General features: G+C 71.4%; 11 protein-coding genes. All 11 read left to right on the top strand.

What is annotated here, in order from left to right; genetic code table 11:
* The first annotated feature begins 9 nt into the window (after positions 1-9).
* The 11 genes from WHN02_RS17300 (at position 10) to WHN02_RS17350 (ending at position 14,153) form a co-directional block, all read left to right on the top strand.
* Positions 10-1,053: a glycosyltransferase family 2 protein gene (locus WHN02_RS17300; RefSeq protein WP_434739770.1), complete on the top strand. Its 1,044-nt coding sequence runs from the start codon at positions 10-12 to the stop codon at positions 1,051-1,053.
* Complete coding sequence (locus tag WHN02_RS17305; protein WP_434739771.1) at positions 1,050-2,210, top strand: glycosyltransferase family 2 protein; 1,161 nt, start codon at positions 1,050-1,052, stop codon at positions 2,208-2,210. Before WHN02_RS17300 ends, WHN02_RS17305 begins: the two co-directional genes overlap by 4 nt.
* The gene (locus WHN02_RS17310) at positions 2,188-3,609 is read left to right on the top strand and encodes an aspartate aminotransferase family protein (RefSeq protein WP_434739772.1); all 1,422 of its coding nucleotides are present in this window, start codon (positions 2,188-2,190) and stop codon (positions 3,607-3,609) included. Before WHN02_RS17305 ends, WHN02_RS17310 begins: the two co-directional genes overlap by 23 nt.
* A 44-nt stretch (positions 3,610-3,653) precedes the next feature.
* Positions 3,654-4,652, top strand: coding sequence for an NAD-dependent epimerase/dehydratase family protein (locus WHN02_RS17315; protein WP_434743986.1), 999 nt, complete (start codon positions 3,654-3,656; stop codon positions 4,650-4,652).
* Positions 4,652-5,611, top strand: coding sequence for a UbiA prenyltransferase family protein (locus WHN02_RS17320; RefSeq protein ID WP_434739773.1), 960 nt, complete (start codon positions 4,652-4,654; stop codon positions 5,609-5,611). Before WHN02_RS17315 ends, WHN02_RS17320 begins: the two co-directional genes overlap by 1 nt.
* Complete coding sequence (locus WHN02_RS17325) at positions 5,608-6,747, top strand: endonuclease/exonuclease/phosphatase family protein (protein WP_434739774.1); 1,140 nt, start codon at positions 5,608-5,610, stop codon at positions 6,745-6,747. The genes WHN02_RS17320 and WHN02_RS17325 overlap by 4 nt, the downstream gene beginning before the upstream one ends.
* A gap of 46 nt (positions 6,748-6,793) precedes the next feature.
* The gene (locus tag WHN02_RS17330) at positions 6,794-7,939 is read left to right on the top strand and encodes a glycosyltransferase family 4 protein (protein ID WP_434739775.1); all 1,146 of its coding nucleotides are present in this window, start codon (positions 6,794-6,796) and stop codon (positions 7,937-7,939) included.
* 197 nt (positions 7,940-8,136) lie between these two features.
* Positions 8,137-9,693 carry a hypothetical protein gene (locus tag WHN02_RS17335; RefSeq protein ID WP_434739776.1) on the top strand — a complete coding sequence of 519 codons (1,557 nt, stop codon included), beginning with the start codon at positions 8,137-8,139 and terminating at the stop codon, positions 9,691-9,693.
* A 372-nt stretch (positions 9,694-10,065) separates the two neighbouring features.
* Positions 10,066-11,313 (top strand): glycosyltransferase family 4 protein, encoded by a 1,248-nt coding sequence (locus WHN02_RS17340; protein ID WP_434739777.1) that lies wholly within the window; start codon positions 10,066-10,068, stop codon positions 11,311-11,313.
* A 186-nt stretch (positions 11,314-11,499) separates the two neighbouring features.
* Positions 11,500-13,053, top strand: coding sequence for an O-antigen ligase family protein (locus WHN02_RS17345; RefSeq protein ID WP_434739778.1), 1,554 nt, complete (start codon positions 11,500-11,502; stop codon positions 13,051-13,053).
* Positions 13,050-14,153, top strand: coding sequence for a Wzz/FepE/Etk N-terminal domain-containing protein (locus WHN02_RS17350; RefSeq protein WP_434739779.1), 1,104 nt, complete (start codon positions 13,050-13,052; stop codon positions 14,151-14,153). Before WHN02_RS17345 ends, WHN02_RS17350 begins: the two co-directional genes overlap by 4 nt.
* The last annotated feature ends 6 nt before the right edge of the window (positions 14,154-14,159 follow it).

Here is a 14,159-nt window from a genome sequence, read left to right on the forward strand (position 1 = left end):
GGGTCGCGGGTGACCTCCCCTGTGGAGCGGGAGGCCGAGGGGCTGGTGGGGGACGGGGCGGCGCGGGTGGCGGTGGTGGTGCCGAACTTCAACAAGGCGAAGACGTTGCGGGCGTGTCTGGAGTCGGTGTTGGGGCAGTCGTTGGCGCCGGTGGAGGTGGTGGTGGTGGATGACGCGTCGACTGATGGTTCGCGGGAGATCGTGGCGGAGTTTCCGGTGCGGTTGGTGGTGCAGTCGGTGAATCGGGGTCCGGCGGCGGCGCGGAATGTGGGGGTGGCGTCGTGTTCGGCGCCGTTGGTGTTCTTCGTGGATTCGGATACGGCGTTGGCGTCGGATGCGATCGAGGCGGCGGTGGGGATTCTGCGGGGTGGTGTGGGGGTGGGGATGGTGCAGGGGATCTATGCGCCGGAGCCGTTGTTCGACGACGGTCCGGTGGAGGCGTACCGGGTGGCGTTCGAACACTTCTGGCGGCGGCGCAGCGTGGGACGCCCCCGGGCGGCGACCCTCTTCGCCGCCAGCCTCATCCGTCGGGAGGTCTTCACCGCCACCGGCGGGTTCGACGAGCGGCTGCGCACCGGGGAGGACACCGAGTTCGGCACCCGGATGCCTCGGCAGTGGCGGCTGGTCGTCACCGACCGGGTGGTCACCCGGCACGACGACGTGGACCGGTTCCTTCCCTTCGTCAGGGAGCAGTTCGGGTTCGCCACCGACACCCCGATGGTGATGCTGCGGGCCGGTCGTCGGCGCAACGCCGGCAACGGGATGCGGGTCAACGCGATATCCCCGACCGGACTGGTCTTCTCCGGCCTGGGGCTGCTCACCCTGCCGCTGGTCCCCTTCCAACCGTGGCTGCTGCCGGTCTGGGCGCTGCTGGTGGTCGCCTCCGCAGTGCCGAGCCACCGGTTCCTGCGCTTCACATGGCGGATCCGGGGTGCCGGGTTCGCCGCGTACGCCACCGGGATGCACCTGCTGCTCTACGTCCTGGCCGTACTCGGCACCGGCGTGGGGACCCTCCGGGTGGCCTACGCGCTGGCCCGGGGGAGTGCCCGGTGACCGGGGCGGCGCCGCCGGGGGCGGTTCCACCGGTCGGGGCGGGGGACGGGGCGGCGCGGGTGGCGGTGGTGGTGCCGAACTTCAACAAGGCGAAGACGTTGCGGGCGTGTCTGGAGTCGGTGTTGGGGCAGTCGTTGGCGCCGGTGGAGGTGGTGGTGGTGGATGACGCGTCGACTGATGGTTCGCGGGAGATCGTGGCGGAGTTTCCGGTGCGGTTGGTGGTGCAGTCGGTGAATCGGGGTCCGGCGGCGGCGCGGAATGTGGGGGTGGCGTCGTGTTCGGCGCCGTTGGTGTTCTTCGTGGATTCGGATACGGCGTTGGCGTCGGATGCGATCGAGGCGGCGGTGGGGATTCTGCGGGGTGGTGTGGGGGTGGGGATGGTGCAGGGGATCTATGCGCCGGAGCCGTTGTTCGACGACGGTCCGGTGGAGGCGTACCGGGTGGCGTTCGAACACTTCTGGCGGCGGCGTACGGTCGGCCGGGAGACCGGAGCGCTGTTCGCCGCGACCCTCGTACCCCGGGAGGTCTTCACCGCCACCGGCGGGTTCGACGAGCGGCTGCGCGACGGGGAGGACGACGAGTTCGGCACCCGGCTCCCGGCCCGGTACCGTCTCGTCGCCACCGACCGGGTCACCACCCGGCACGACGACGTCGACAGGCTCGCCCCGCTGCTGCGCGAACAGTACGTACGGGCCCGCACGAAACCGGCCCTGATGGTCCGGACCCGACGTCGCCAGCGGGGCGGAGCGGTCACCGGCGAGCGGGCCGACCTGATGTCCACCGGCCGGTACCGGCGACTGGACCGGGATGCGCAGCTGTCCCTGGTCACCTCCGCACTGGCGCTGCTGGTGCTGCCGGTGGCGGTGTTCGTGCCGGCGGCGGCGTCGGCCTGGCCCGTGCTGGTCGCCGGGTTCGTCGCCGCCAACGCGGAGTTCCTGCGCCTGGCGTACCGGCTGCGGGGTGCGGGGTTCGCGCTGACCGCCGCCGGGCTGCACCTGCTCTCCCACACGGCCCTCGTCGCCGGGCTCGTCGCGGGACTGCCCCGCGCCGCCGTCGCCCTGCTGCGCGACGTGGCGGTGGTTAACCGGAGGTCGTCCGCCGCGGATGCGGCGCAGACAACAGAGAAGAGGGTACATGCCCAGGCTGATCGGTCTTGAGGAGTGCGAGGCACTGACGGTACGCGAGGTCCACGACCTCTACCGCCGGTACGTCAGCAAGTCCCAGGTGTCGTTGATGACCACCTTCGGGTTCGGCAGGGAGCTGGTGGAGCGGGCCGAGGGCGCCTGGATCCACCTGCGTGACGGCAACCGGGTCCTGGACCTCTCCGGTGGCGTCGGCGTGCTCAACCACGGCCACAACCACCCCCGGATCCTCGCCGCCCGGGCCCGGTTCGCCGCCGAACGCCGGATGGAGGTGCACAAGGCCTTCTTCTCGCCGTACCTGGCCGCGTTGAGTCACAACGTCGCCGAACTCCTCCCCGGGGACCTGTCCATCTCGTACTTCCCGAACTCGGGGGCGGAGGCCAACGAGGGCGCCATCAAGATGGCGTACAAGTACCACGGGGGGAAGCGGCAGACCATCCTGCGCGCCGACATCAGCTTCCACGGCAAGACCCTCGGGGCGGGCAGCCTGACCGGGTCGGCGGAGAACCACTTCCGCTTCCCCGGCCTGCCCAACGCCGTCGTCCACCCGTACGGGGACGTGGCGGCGGTCCGGGCGGCGATCGAGTCCACCCGTCGCCCCGACGGTGGATGCGACGTGTACGCGCTGATGGTCGAGCCGTACAGCGCCTCCAGCATGCGCTGCTGGTCGGAGTCGGCCCTGCGGGAACTGCGGCAGATCTGCACCGACGAGGACATCGTGATGATCTTCGACGAGGTGTACACCGGGTGGGGTAAGACCGGCAGTCTCTTCTACTTCATGCGGTACGAGGGGTTGCTGCCGGACATCCTGGTCTACTCCAAGTCCCTCGGCGGGGGCAAGGCGTCGATCTCCGGTTACACCGCCCGGGAGCGGCTGTTCCGTCGGGCGTACGACCGGCTGTCCGACGTGATCCTGCACAGCACCACGTACTACGGGTTCGGCGAGGAGACCGCCACCGCCATCGAGGCGGTGAACGTGACGGTGGAGGAGGACTTCCCGGGGCGGGCCCGGCAGATCGAGGCGATCCTCGGCCCCGGCCTGGACCGGATCCGCAAGGCCCACCCGGACGCGGTGGACCGGGTCTCCGGGGTCGGCTCGCTGCACGGCGTCTTCCTCGCCGGCGGCCCGAAGCTGTTGGACCTGGCCGGGAAGCTGGTCCCCGGGTTCGCCAACGACCCCCGCTTCGGCACGAAGTTGATCACCCTGTCGGTGATCTCGCACCTCTACCGGGCCCACAAGATCATGACGTACTACAGCCCCAACGTGGAGAACCCCCTGATGGTGGCCCCCACCCTCATGATCGAACCGGCCGACCTGGAGTACTTCCTGGAGGCCCTCGACGCCACCCTGGCCCTGGGGCTGCGCCGCCTGCTCACCGGGTTCGTCCGGGAGAAGGTGAGCGCGTCGTGGTGACCCCAGCACCCCCGGGCCCGACAGTGGTCACCGGAGCCAGCGGAATGCTCGGCGGGTTCGTCGTCCGACGACTGCGCGACGAGGGCCTGCCGGTGCACGGAGTGGACGTCCGCCCCGGCGACCCCGGGATCCCCGCCACCGTCGCCGACGTCCGCGACCGGGCCGCGATGACCGCCGCGTTCGCCGGTGCCGGTGCGGTGGTCCACTGCGCCGCCGCGCTGCCCAGCTACGCTCCGCAGGAGATCGGGTCGGTGATCGTGGACGGCACCCGTACGGTGCTCACCGCCGCCCGTGACGCCGGGGTGCCGAGGGTGGTCCACGTCTCCACCACCGCCGTGTACGGCCTGCCCACCCGGGTACCGACCCCCGAGGAACACCCCCGGGAGCCGGTGGACACCTACGGCCGGGCCAAGGCCACCGCCGAGGAGGTCGTCGAGGAGTTCCGGGCGGCCGGGCTCTGCGTACCGATGCTGCGACCCAAGACCTTCCTCGGGCCGGGACGGATGGGCCTGTTCGCGATGCTCTTCGAGTGGGCCGAGGAGGGGCGGCACTTCCCGATCCTCGGCCGGGGCGACGTGCGGATCCAGATGTGCGCGGTGGAGGACCTCACCGAGTGCGTCCGGGTCGCCCTCGGTGCCGACGAGGACGTCGCCAACGACACGTACAACGTCGCCGCCGCCGAGTTCGGCACCCTCCGCGAGGACTTCCAGGCCGTCCTCGACGCCGCCGGTCACCGCCGCCGGGTGGTGTCGGTGCCCGCCCGGCCCGCGCTGCTGACCCTGCAGGCGTTGCGCAAGGCCCGGCTCTCCCCGGTGTACGACAGGCTCCTGCACAAACTCCTCGCCGACTCCTACGTCAGCACCGACAAGGTGCGTCGGCGACTCGGGTTCACCCCGACCCACTCCAACCAGGACGCCCTGCTGCGCACCTTCCAGTGGTGGCGGGAGCAGCGGGGAACCGGACGGACCCGACCGTCGACCGGCCGGACCAGCCGCGAACCCTGGTCCCAGGGGGCGCTGCGTGTGGCGAAGGCGTTCTTCTGATGGCCCCGGTCACCCAACCCCTGGTCGTTCCCGCCACCGGTCCGCGACCCACCGGGGAGGTGCCGCTACGGCAGGCCGGCACCCTGGTCCGTGCCCTGGTGCAACTCGCCCGCCCCGGCCAGTGGCCCAAGAACCTGCTGGTGGTGTCGGTACCGCTGCTGGATCCGCAGTCCTGGGGGCGGACCCCCCTGACCAACCTGGTCTGGGCGGTCACCGCGTTCATCCTGACCTCGGTCCTGGTGTACGTCCTCAACGACATGGTCGACCGGCGCAGGGACGCGGCGAACCCGACCCGGTGGCACCGACCGATCGCCTCCGGCCGGGTGACGCCCCGGGTGGCTGTGGTGTTCGCCGCGGTGGTGGCGGCGGCCCTGGCCGGGGTGCTCAGCACCTTCACCCCGGCCACGGCCTGGCCGGTCGGGGTGTACCTGCTGCTCAACCTCGGGTACTGCCTGGGACTCAAACACGTTCCGCTGCTCGACGTCTTCCTCGTGGCGAGCGGGTTCGCGTTGCGTCTCATGCAGGGCTACCTCGCCACCGGCACCACCGTCTCCGGGTGGCTGCTCACCGCGGTGTTCACCCTCTGTCTGCTGCTCACCCTCGGCAAGCGCCGACACGAGCTGAAGAACAGCGGCGGTACGCACCGACCCGCCCTGCGGGGCTACACGGTGCCCCTGACCGACCAGCTGATGCAGCTCTCCGCCGCGCTGACCGCCGGCAGCTACCTGCTCTACCTGCGCGACGAGGCGCCCCTGGCCGCCCACGCGTCGATCGCGGCGGTGCTGCTCACCCCGCTGGCCATCTTCGGGCTCTTCCGCTACCTGCAACTCGTCCTGGTCCACGACGCCGGTGAGAACCCGGTACGGGTGCTCGTCCGCGACCCCGTCATGGTGGCGAACGCGGCCCTCTGGGCCACCCTCTCCGGGGTGCTGCTGGTCGCCGCACGGGGGGCGGGATGACAGCCGTCACCGACCCGGCCCCGGCCCCGGTGACCCGCCGCCCGGGTCGAGGCACAGTGGTCTGGCCGGCCGTCGCCGGGGCGTGGCTGCTGTTCGTGCTGGCACACACGTACCTGTCCGGCCGGGCCTGGTGGTGGAACCTCCCGGACCTGCTGCCCCCGGTGGCCCTCCTCGTCGTACCGCTGCTGCTCGTGGTGGTGGTCGCGGTGGCGGTGCGGCGACGGTCCCGACTGGTCGGTCTCGGGCTGGCGGTGGCGGCGCTGCTCCTCGGCTGGTCCGGCAACGGGGTCGTGGCCGCCACGCTCTGGCACCGCCCGCCCCCCGCCCCGGCGGACGCGGTCACCGTGTTCGCCTGGAACACCTGGTACTGGGACGAACTCCTGGCCATCGGGCCCAACGGCGAGCGCACCCGGGACCCGGACCGCTTCTACAGCTACCTGCACGCCCAGGACGCCGACGTGTACCTGCTCCAGGAGTACCTGTACCTCACCCCGGAGCTGGACCCGCTGCCGGTGGACGGCCTGGACCGGTTGCGCCGGGAGTTCCCCGGATTCCACGTCGCCGCCGTCGGGGAGCTGGTCACCGTCTCCCGGTATCCGATCGTCCGGGAACACCCGGTCGACCTGCGTCCGTTCCTGGACCGTCAGTGGCCGGACCTGCCCCCGGCGGACTCCCGCCTCCCGGAGTACCACACCGTCAAGACGCTCCGGACCGACCTGCTGGTCGGCGAGCGGGTCCTGTCGGTGTACAACTCCCACCTGCACGTGCCGATGGTCGGGCTGCCCGCCCGCCGTTCCGACACCGCCGACGACACGCTGGCCCGCCACGACCTGCGGCAGGCCGACTACCGGGCCCTCACCGCCGACGTCGAGGACAACCCCCACCCGGTCCTGCTCGCCGGGGACCTCAACACCTCCTCGTCGATGCGCCTGCTGCGGACCCTGCCGGACCGGCTCGTCGACGCCGGCGCCGCCCTGGACTCGCCCTACCCGGTCTCGTGGGCCCGCTACGGGCTGCCGCTGTGGCGGCTCGACTGGCTCTTCACCACCGACGACGTGTCGGTGCACAGGTACCTGATGGTCGACCCGGACGGGCTCTCCGACCACACCGGACAGCTCGCCGTCGTCTCCCTGTGATCCCTCCCGCCACCGTTTCGCCTGCAAGGAAAGGACGTCGCACCCGATGAGCACCGCCGAACCCCGGTACGACCTGACAGTGGCCCTCACCTACTACACCCCGTACATGAGCGGGGTGACCCACACCGCGCAGACCGTCGCCGAGGGGCTGGCCGCCCGGGGCTGGCGGGTCGCCGTGGTGACCAGTCAGCACGACAAGTCCACCCCGTTGCGCGAGACGATCAACGGGGTCGACGTGTACCGCGCCCGGGTCCTCGGGCAGATCACCCGGGCGCAGATCAGCCCGGAGTACCCGGTGTTGGCCGCCCGGCTCGCCCGCCGCTCCGGGGTGTTCCTGCTCAACCTGCCGATGGCCGAGGGGGCGGTGGTCGCCCAGCTCGTCGGCTCGACGCCGATCGTGAGCATGCTCCACATCGACCTGTACCTGCCGCCGGGCCTGCTCAACCGGGTCGCCGTCGCGGCCTCCGACGTCACCTCGTGGGCGGCGCTGCGCCGCTCCGCCGCCGTGGTCGCCTACAGCGACGACCAGGCCCACGCGTCGAAGTTCTGGCCGACGATGCGACGCCGGGAGCACCGGTTCATCCCGGCCCCCTGCCTGGACCGTCGGGGCGGGCAGCCCCGGTACCGGCGTACCGGGGGACTGCACGTCGGGTTCCTCGGCCGGATCGTCGAGGACAAGGGGATCCCCTACCTGGTCCGGGCCTTCCGGAAGATCACCGATCCGGACGCCCGCCTGCTGATCGGCGGCAACTACAAGACGGTGATGGGCGGGGACGACCTCGCCGCGATCCGGGCCGAGATCGGTGCCGACGACCGGATCGAGGTCCTCGGGGAACTGCGCGGCAAGGAGATCGACGACTTCTACGCCTCGATCGACGTGTTCGCCCTGCCGTCGGTGGCCGAGTCGTTCGGCATCGTCCAGGCCGAGGCGATGATGTGCGGTGTCCCGTCGGTCACCACCGACCTGCCCGGCGGGCGGTACCCGGTCCTGGCCACCCAGTTCGGTGCCGTCGTCCCACCCCGGGATCCGCCGGCGCTGCACCGGGCGATCCTGGAGTTGGGTGCCGCCCCGGCCGACTGGCGGGACGCCAAGGCCCGGGAGGCCCGCAAACTCTTCGCCGCCGAACACGGCCTCGACGCCTACCAGGACCTCTTCACCCACCTCCACCCCAACCCCCCCACCCGCCCCTGACCCCTGCTTCTTTCGTTGATCAAGGGGTTTGCGTCATCGCCACGCCGGATTCTGACGCAAACCCCTTGATCACCGGAGTGGTCGGGGGGAGCCGACGAACACAGAGGAGGGCTCGGCTTTCTTCGACGGGTCTCGAACCGCCGCCCGTCCCCGGCCGTAGTCGGTGTGACTGATCGGCTACCCGTAGGAGCACCATCATGGACGATTACGACAGGGAGCTCGACGAAGCTCTGGCTATGAACGGCTGGCGCTTTGCCGGAGCGAGGGAGGCGCTCGACGCCCGGCTGACCCGGTGGGCGCAGGAGGAGTACGACGACCTCGGCTACGAACACCGGGACTACAGGATCCCCGGCCACTTCCTCGCCACCGAAGTGGGTTCGGGCTTCATCGAAGCGATGGAGAACCTACGTCATCACGGTGCCTCGCCGCCGCTCGAGGAGATCGAACTCTACGCACTCGCCAATCCAGCGGCCGCCCGAGCCGACCAGTGGCTCCAACAGCAGGTGGTCTCCCCGCCCGCGGCGCTCGCCTACAACCCTTTCAGCCCGGGGGCGGACAGCCCGCCGGCGAGGGCGCCGCTACCGATGAGCCCGGGTGCGGCGAGCACCGCCGCCGGGAGCCCGGGTGCGGCGAGCCCTCAGGGCAGCGAATCCTCCACCGTCGACTACACGATCAGCGATGGCTTCAACGGCCCGGGGTTCTGGCAGTCACGGATGGGTGTCGAGGAGAACATCACCATGCTGCTCAGCGGGAGTGGTCCAAATTTCCCGAAGGAGGACATTCATCTGGCGGTCGAGCGGTTCGCGGTGAAGTGGGGCTACCGGAGAGATGACGAATCAGAGATGTCCGATCGCCTCTACGAGGCGTACCTCAGGAGCGGAACCAGGGCTTTCCTGATCAACGACATCAGGGAAGCGCGTCAGAACCAACTGGAAACCGACGAGGAACTCCGGACGGTCTTCGAGCGTCCTACCCCGCAGAACGCCCTCGACTTCGAACGTGAGCTGAAACGCTACTGGTTCCGCGAGGCCGGAATCTCCGGCGATCTCGAACCCCACGAACGCGTGCCAGAGGACGTTCGCCGTGACTTCGTCGAAACGGGGGCGGCGCAGAAGGCGCTGTTGCGTCGGCCGCAGACGCTGCCGCCGCGCGGAGGCCCACAGCAGCAGCTGACGCAATCCGGTTGGCAGGCCCCAGGCAGCCGGCCCGCCGGAGGGCAGCCTTCCTGGCACCAGCCCGCCGGAGGGCAGGCTCCCTGGCAGCAGCCCGCCGAGTGGCAGATTCAGGGCGCGGGTCCGGCCTACCGGGGGATGCCCAACGACGACCTCTCCCAACGGCCGATGTCCGATCCGTACGCGGCGCAGCAGACGGTGGTGTCGTCGTACCGGCAGATTCCGCCCTCGGGCCGGTTCGTGCCGGGCCACGATCCTCAGGGGCAGCAGACGGCGGGCTACGGACCCCAGGGGCAGTACGGGCAGTTCTACGGGGGTCTGGGGCAGTACGGGCAGGGGCATCCCTCTGCGGGGCAGTCGATGCGACCGGTCCACCCGGCGGAGAACGCGTACAGCCTCGACGAGATAGCGGCGATGCAGATCGCTCCGAACGGACCCGGCTTCACACGTGGCCAGGGATTTCCCGGGTCGGGGGGTGCCGCTCGCCCCCACTACCCGCCGCCGCAGGCGGGGCAGCGTCCGCCGCAGCAGGGATACGGTACGAATCCCCAGAACCCCGCCCAGGGGTACGGACAACGGTAGGTCGACGACACAGGCTCGGCGGTGGGCCGGTTGGACGGTCGGCCTACCGCCGCTCGGTGAACTGCTCGGGTGCGCCTGCGCCGTGACGGCAGTCGTCCTTGCGCCTGGCGGGCTGTCGGGTCCGGAAACTCGGGTGAGGCCGTACCGATTTCGCGTTCGTGACGTTGAGTGGTCGAGGGGTGCGGCGTCGTGAGGTGAACGTCGTCGACCGGGGGCGGGTGGATCATGGGTACGCCGGTCGGGCAACCGGCTGAACGTGTCTGTTCGCCTGGCTGTCCGGCCCTGTCCCGCCTGGCCGATCATGATTTAGCGTCCGGGGCGTGGAGTGCCTGACCAGGGGCTTCGGAGTCACTCCGTGGGGGGATGGACACTGTGCACTCGCACGATCACGCCACCGAGGCGGTCGGTCTGCCGCAGCCCGGACCGCCCGGCACCGACGAGGACCGCCCGCCGGGGTGGCGCCCCCTGCGGGTGGCGATGATCGGTCAGAAGGGGGTACCGGCCACCTTCGGTGGGATCGAACGGCACGTGGAGGAGATGGCGAGCCGGCTGGCCACCCTCGGCCACCAGGTGACCGTCTACTGCCGGGACAGCTACGGCGGCGTCACCGACCCGTCGTACCGGGGGATCCGGCTGCGGCGGGCACCCACCGTCGCCAGCAAACACCTCGACGCGATAGTGCACTCCACCACCTCCACCGTCGCGGCCATGACCGAGCGACCGGACGTCGTCCACTACCACGGACTCGGCCCGGTCCTGCTCGCCCCGTTGCCCCGCTACACCAGCCGGGCCCGGGTGGTGCTGACGGTGCACGGGCTGGACAACCAGCGCAACAAGTGGGGTCGGGCGGCGCGTACGGTCCTCGGTGCCGCGTACCGGCTCAGTGGACCCGTACCCCACGGGTTGGTGACTGTCTCCCGAGGGCTGGCCGCCCACTACGCCGACCGGTTCGGTCGGGCCGCCCACTACATCCCGAACGGGGTGTCCAGCCCCAAGCACCTGCCTGCGCAGGAGCTGACCCGCTTCGGGCTCACCCCCGGCGGATATCTGCTCCTGGTCGGTCGGCTGGTCCCGGAGAAGTCCGCCGACCTGCTGATCCGGGCGTTCCGGCGGTCGAGCACCCCGCTGCGGCTGGCGGTGGTCGGCGGGTCCGCCTTCACCGACGACTTCGTCGCCCGGCTCCGCCGGGAGGCCGGCGACGACCCGCGCATCGTGTTCACCGGGTTCGCCTACGGTGACCTGCTCGCCGAGTTGTACTCCCACGCGGCGGCCTTCGTCCAGCCGTCCCGCCTGGAGGGGCTGCCGCTGACCCTGCTGGAGGCGGCGTCGTACGGGTTGCCGGTGGTGGCCAGCGACATCGAACCGCACGTGGAGGTGCTGGAGCGGGACGCCCCGGGCCGCCGGCTGTTCCGGGAGGGCGACGAGGCGGACCTGGTGCGGGCGCTGGACACGGTGACCGCCGACCCGGACGCCGAACGGGCCGGTGCCGGTGCGCTGCGTGACCGGGTCCTGGTCGAGTACAGCTGGGACGCCGCCGCCCGCGACCTGGAACGCCTCTACCTCACACTCACCCCCCGCCCTCCGCGGCAGGGAAGGACCCCCGCTCGACGCCTCCGGTAGCGGAAGGGCCCGTGCGGACGCCCGGACCCGGCGGAGCCGACGATGCGTCGGGCAGACCCGGCGCAACGGCCCATATGTCCTGCCGGTGGGACCCGTTAGATTAGGCCGTTCCCCTGGTCCCGCGCGGAGGCGATCGGCGGGTCACAACCCCTGTGCACACACCTACGAGCGAGTGGTCGGCGGGCGATGGACGGACAGCGGCACGGTGCGGTACGCGACCAGGAGACGCCGGACGCCTCGGCGACCCGGGTCGACGACGCGCCCCGACCGGCGGCCCGCCGACAGGTCCCCGACCTGACCGTACGGCTGCTCACCGGCGGTGCCGCGCTGCTCTGCGTCGTGGTGGCGGTCCTGTCCGGGGTGGCCGGCAGCGAGGGCGACCGGGTCCGGATGGTGCTGCCCCTGGTGCTGGCCGTCGGGCTGATCGTCGGGGTCCTCGCCCTGACCCGCTTCGCCGCGTACGTGATGCTGATGCTCGCTGTCCGCTCCTGCGTCGACCTGTTCAAACTCAGCGGACCCACGGCCGGACGGGCCGACGGGGGAGCCGGTGGCCGACTGTCGGACCCGTCGACGATCCTGGCCGTGTTGTTCCTGCTCGCCGCCGGGTTGTGGCTGGCCGCCCAGCTGCGCCGCCACGGTCGGCTCCGGACCTCCCCCCTGGGTGTGGCCCTGCTCCTGGTCGGCGCGACCGGACTGGTCAGCGCCTTCGGCGCGGCCCAGCCGACACCCAGCTTCCTGGAGGCGCTGCGGATCGCCACCGTCGTGGTGATGTTCCTGGTGTTGGAGCAGTTGATGCCGGACCTCCCGGCGGTCCGGCGGATCCTGCTGGCCGTGTACGCCTCGTTGGCCCTCGCGGTCGGCTACACGGTCGTGATGTCACTGCTGGGTAGCCCTCCGGCCGAGGTCAAGGGCGGCTTCACCCGGATCAGCGGCCCGTTCACCCAGTCGACCACGTTCGGCCGGTACCTGATGTTCATGGTGATCTTCGGGTTCGGTGTCTACCGGCACCTGGAACGGCGGTGGCGGGTCCCGATGGGTGTCCTGCTCACCCTGTCGCTGGTGTTCCTGCTGCTCACCAACACCCGTAGCGCGATCATCGGGGCCGGGATCGGGCTGGTCGTGGTCGCCGTGCTGCACCGCAGCAAGCGGATGCTGGTGGCGCTCTGCCTGGCAGTGGTGGTGGGGGTCACCCTGCTGCCGACGGTGGCCGACCGGTTCGGGCAGATCGGGCAGAGCACCGCCGTCGGGGGCGGCCCCACCGGCAACACCCTCGCCTGGCGGGTCGGCTACTGGTCGGAGATCGTCACCCTGGCCAACCGGAACCCGGTCACCGGGGTCGGGCCGAACATGACGAAGTTCGAGGCCGACGAGGCGAAGAAGCCGCACAACGACTTCCTGCGCGCGTACGTCGAGACCGGGGTCCTGGGCCTGGGGGCGTACCTGGCGATGATGCTGCTCTGTCTGCACACCGGGCGGACGGCGCTGCGCCGGGCCCCGCCGGGGAGCCTGCCACGCGGGATCGCCGTCGGGTTCCTCGGCTGCGCTGTCGCCTTCGTGGCGGTCAGCGCGGCCTCGAACGTGATCTCGAACGTGGTCACCCTCTGGTACTTCGCGGCCTTCGCGGCCGCGGCGAGCGCGGTCGCCCGGGGCGCGGCCGCAACCGGCCCGTCCACCCCGGCGGTGCGGGCCGGAACCGGCCCGTCCACCCCGGCGGTGGCGGCCGGAGGCGACATCAGATGATCTATCAGACAGTGGGGAGCGCAAGGGTGGAGATCGTCGACTATCTGCGGGTCGCGCGGCGTCGACTCTGGATCCTGCTGGGGGTCCCGTTGCTCGCCGCGAGCGCGGCGGCACTGGTGGTCCTGATCGGCCCCGACCGGTACGCGGCGACCTCCTACGTCGCCGCCCCGGCGCTGGTCGGCGGGACCGCCGCCCAGCAGTACACAGGCACCCAGGCGGCCAGCCAGTTCGCGGCGGCCTTCGCGGCGGCGGTGACCGCCCCCCAGGTGGTCGACCAGGTCGCCGGGGACACCGGGGTGTCCAACCGGACCCTGCGCGACGGGCTCTCCGTCGCCCAGGTCGGCGCGAGCAGTCAGCTCACCCTGACCTACACCGCGACCGACCGGGACACCGTCGCCCCGGTGCTGACCGCCACCGCCCAGCGCGCCCTGGCGTTTCTCTTCGCCAGCCAGGTCAACATCGCCGAGAGCGAGGTGAAGGTGGCCAACGACGAGCTGACCACCGCCACCCAGGCGATCGACGAGTGGGAGAAGGAGAACAAGGTCCGCCAGCCGGACCGGCTCTACCAGTCCACCCTGCAGGAGATCGCCACGATGCGGCAGCAGCGGCTCCAGATGCAGGCGGTGGGCAACGGGCGCGGCGTCTCCGAGGCCGAGAAGGCGATCACCGACGGGCAGAAGCGTCTCGACGGGCTGGGGCCGAAGCTTCCCGAGTACCAGTCGCTGCTCGCCCAGCGCGACACCGCCAGCGGCAGTCTCGCCTCGGCCCGCCAGGGCCTGCAACGGGCCCGCGCCCAGTCGCAGGCCGCCGACCCGGCCCAGGTGACGAGCCTCGGTGCGGTGGAGGCGGTCGACCGGACCCGGGCCCTGGTCAACCTGGTGCTGCCGGTGGCCGGTGCCGGTCTGCTCCTGGCCGTCCTGCTGGTGGCGTTGGTGGAGCAGCTCTCCCGGGGCCGGGCCACGCCCGCCGTCGCCGGGACCACCGCCGGTAGGGGTGCCGCCCCGGTGCCGACGCAGCCGCAGGCCGGGCCGTCGGGACGCGGCGGAGACGACACCGTCGTCCTACCGGTGGTGGGCGACGCGAACAGGCGTTCCCGGTAGGCCCGT

The sequence above is a fragment of the Micromonospora sp. SH-82 genome, assembly GCF_051132485.1.
In the GTDB taxonomy this organism is placed as follows: Bacteria; Actinomycetota; Actinomycetes; order Mycobacteriales; family Micromonosporaceae; genus Micromonospora.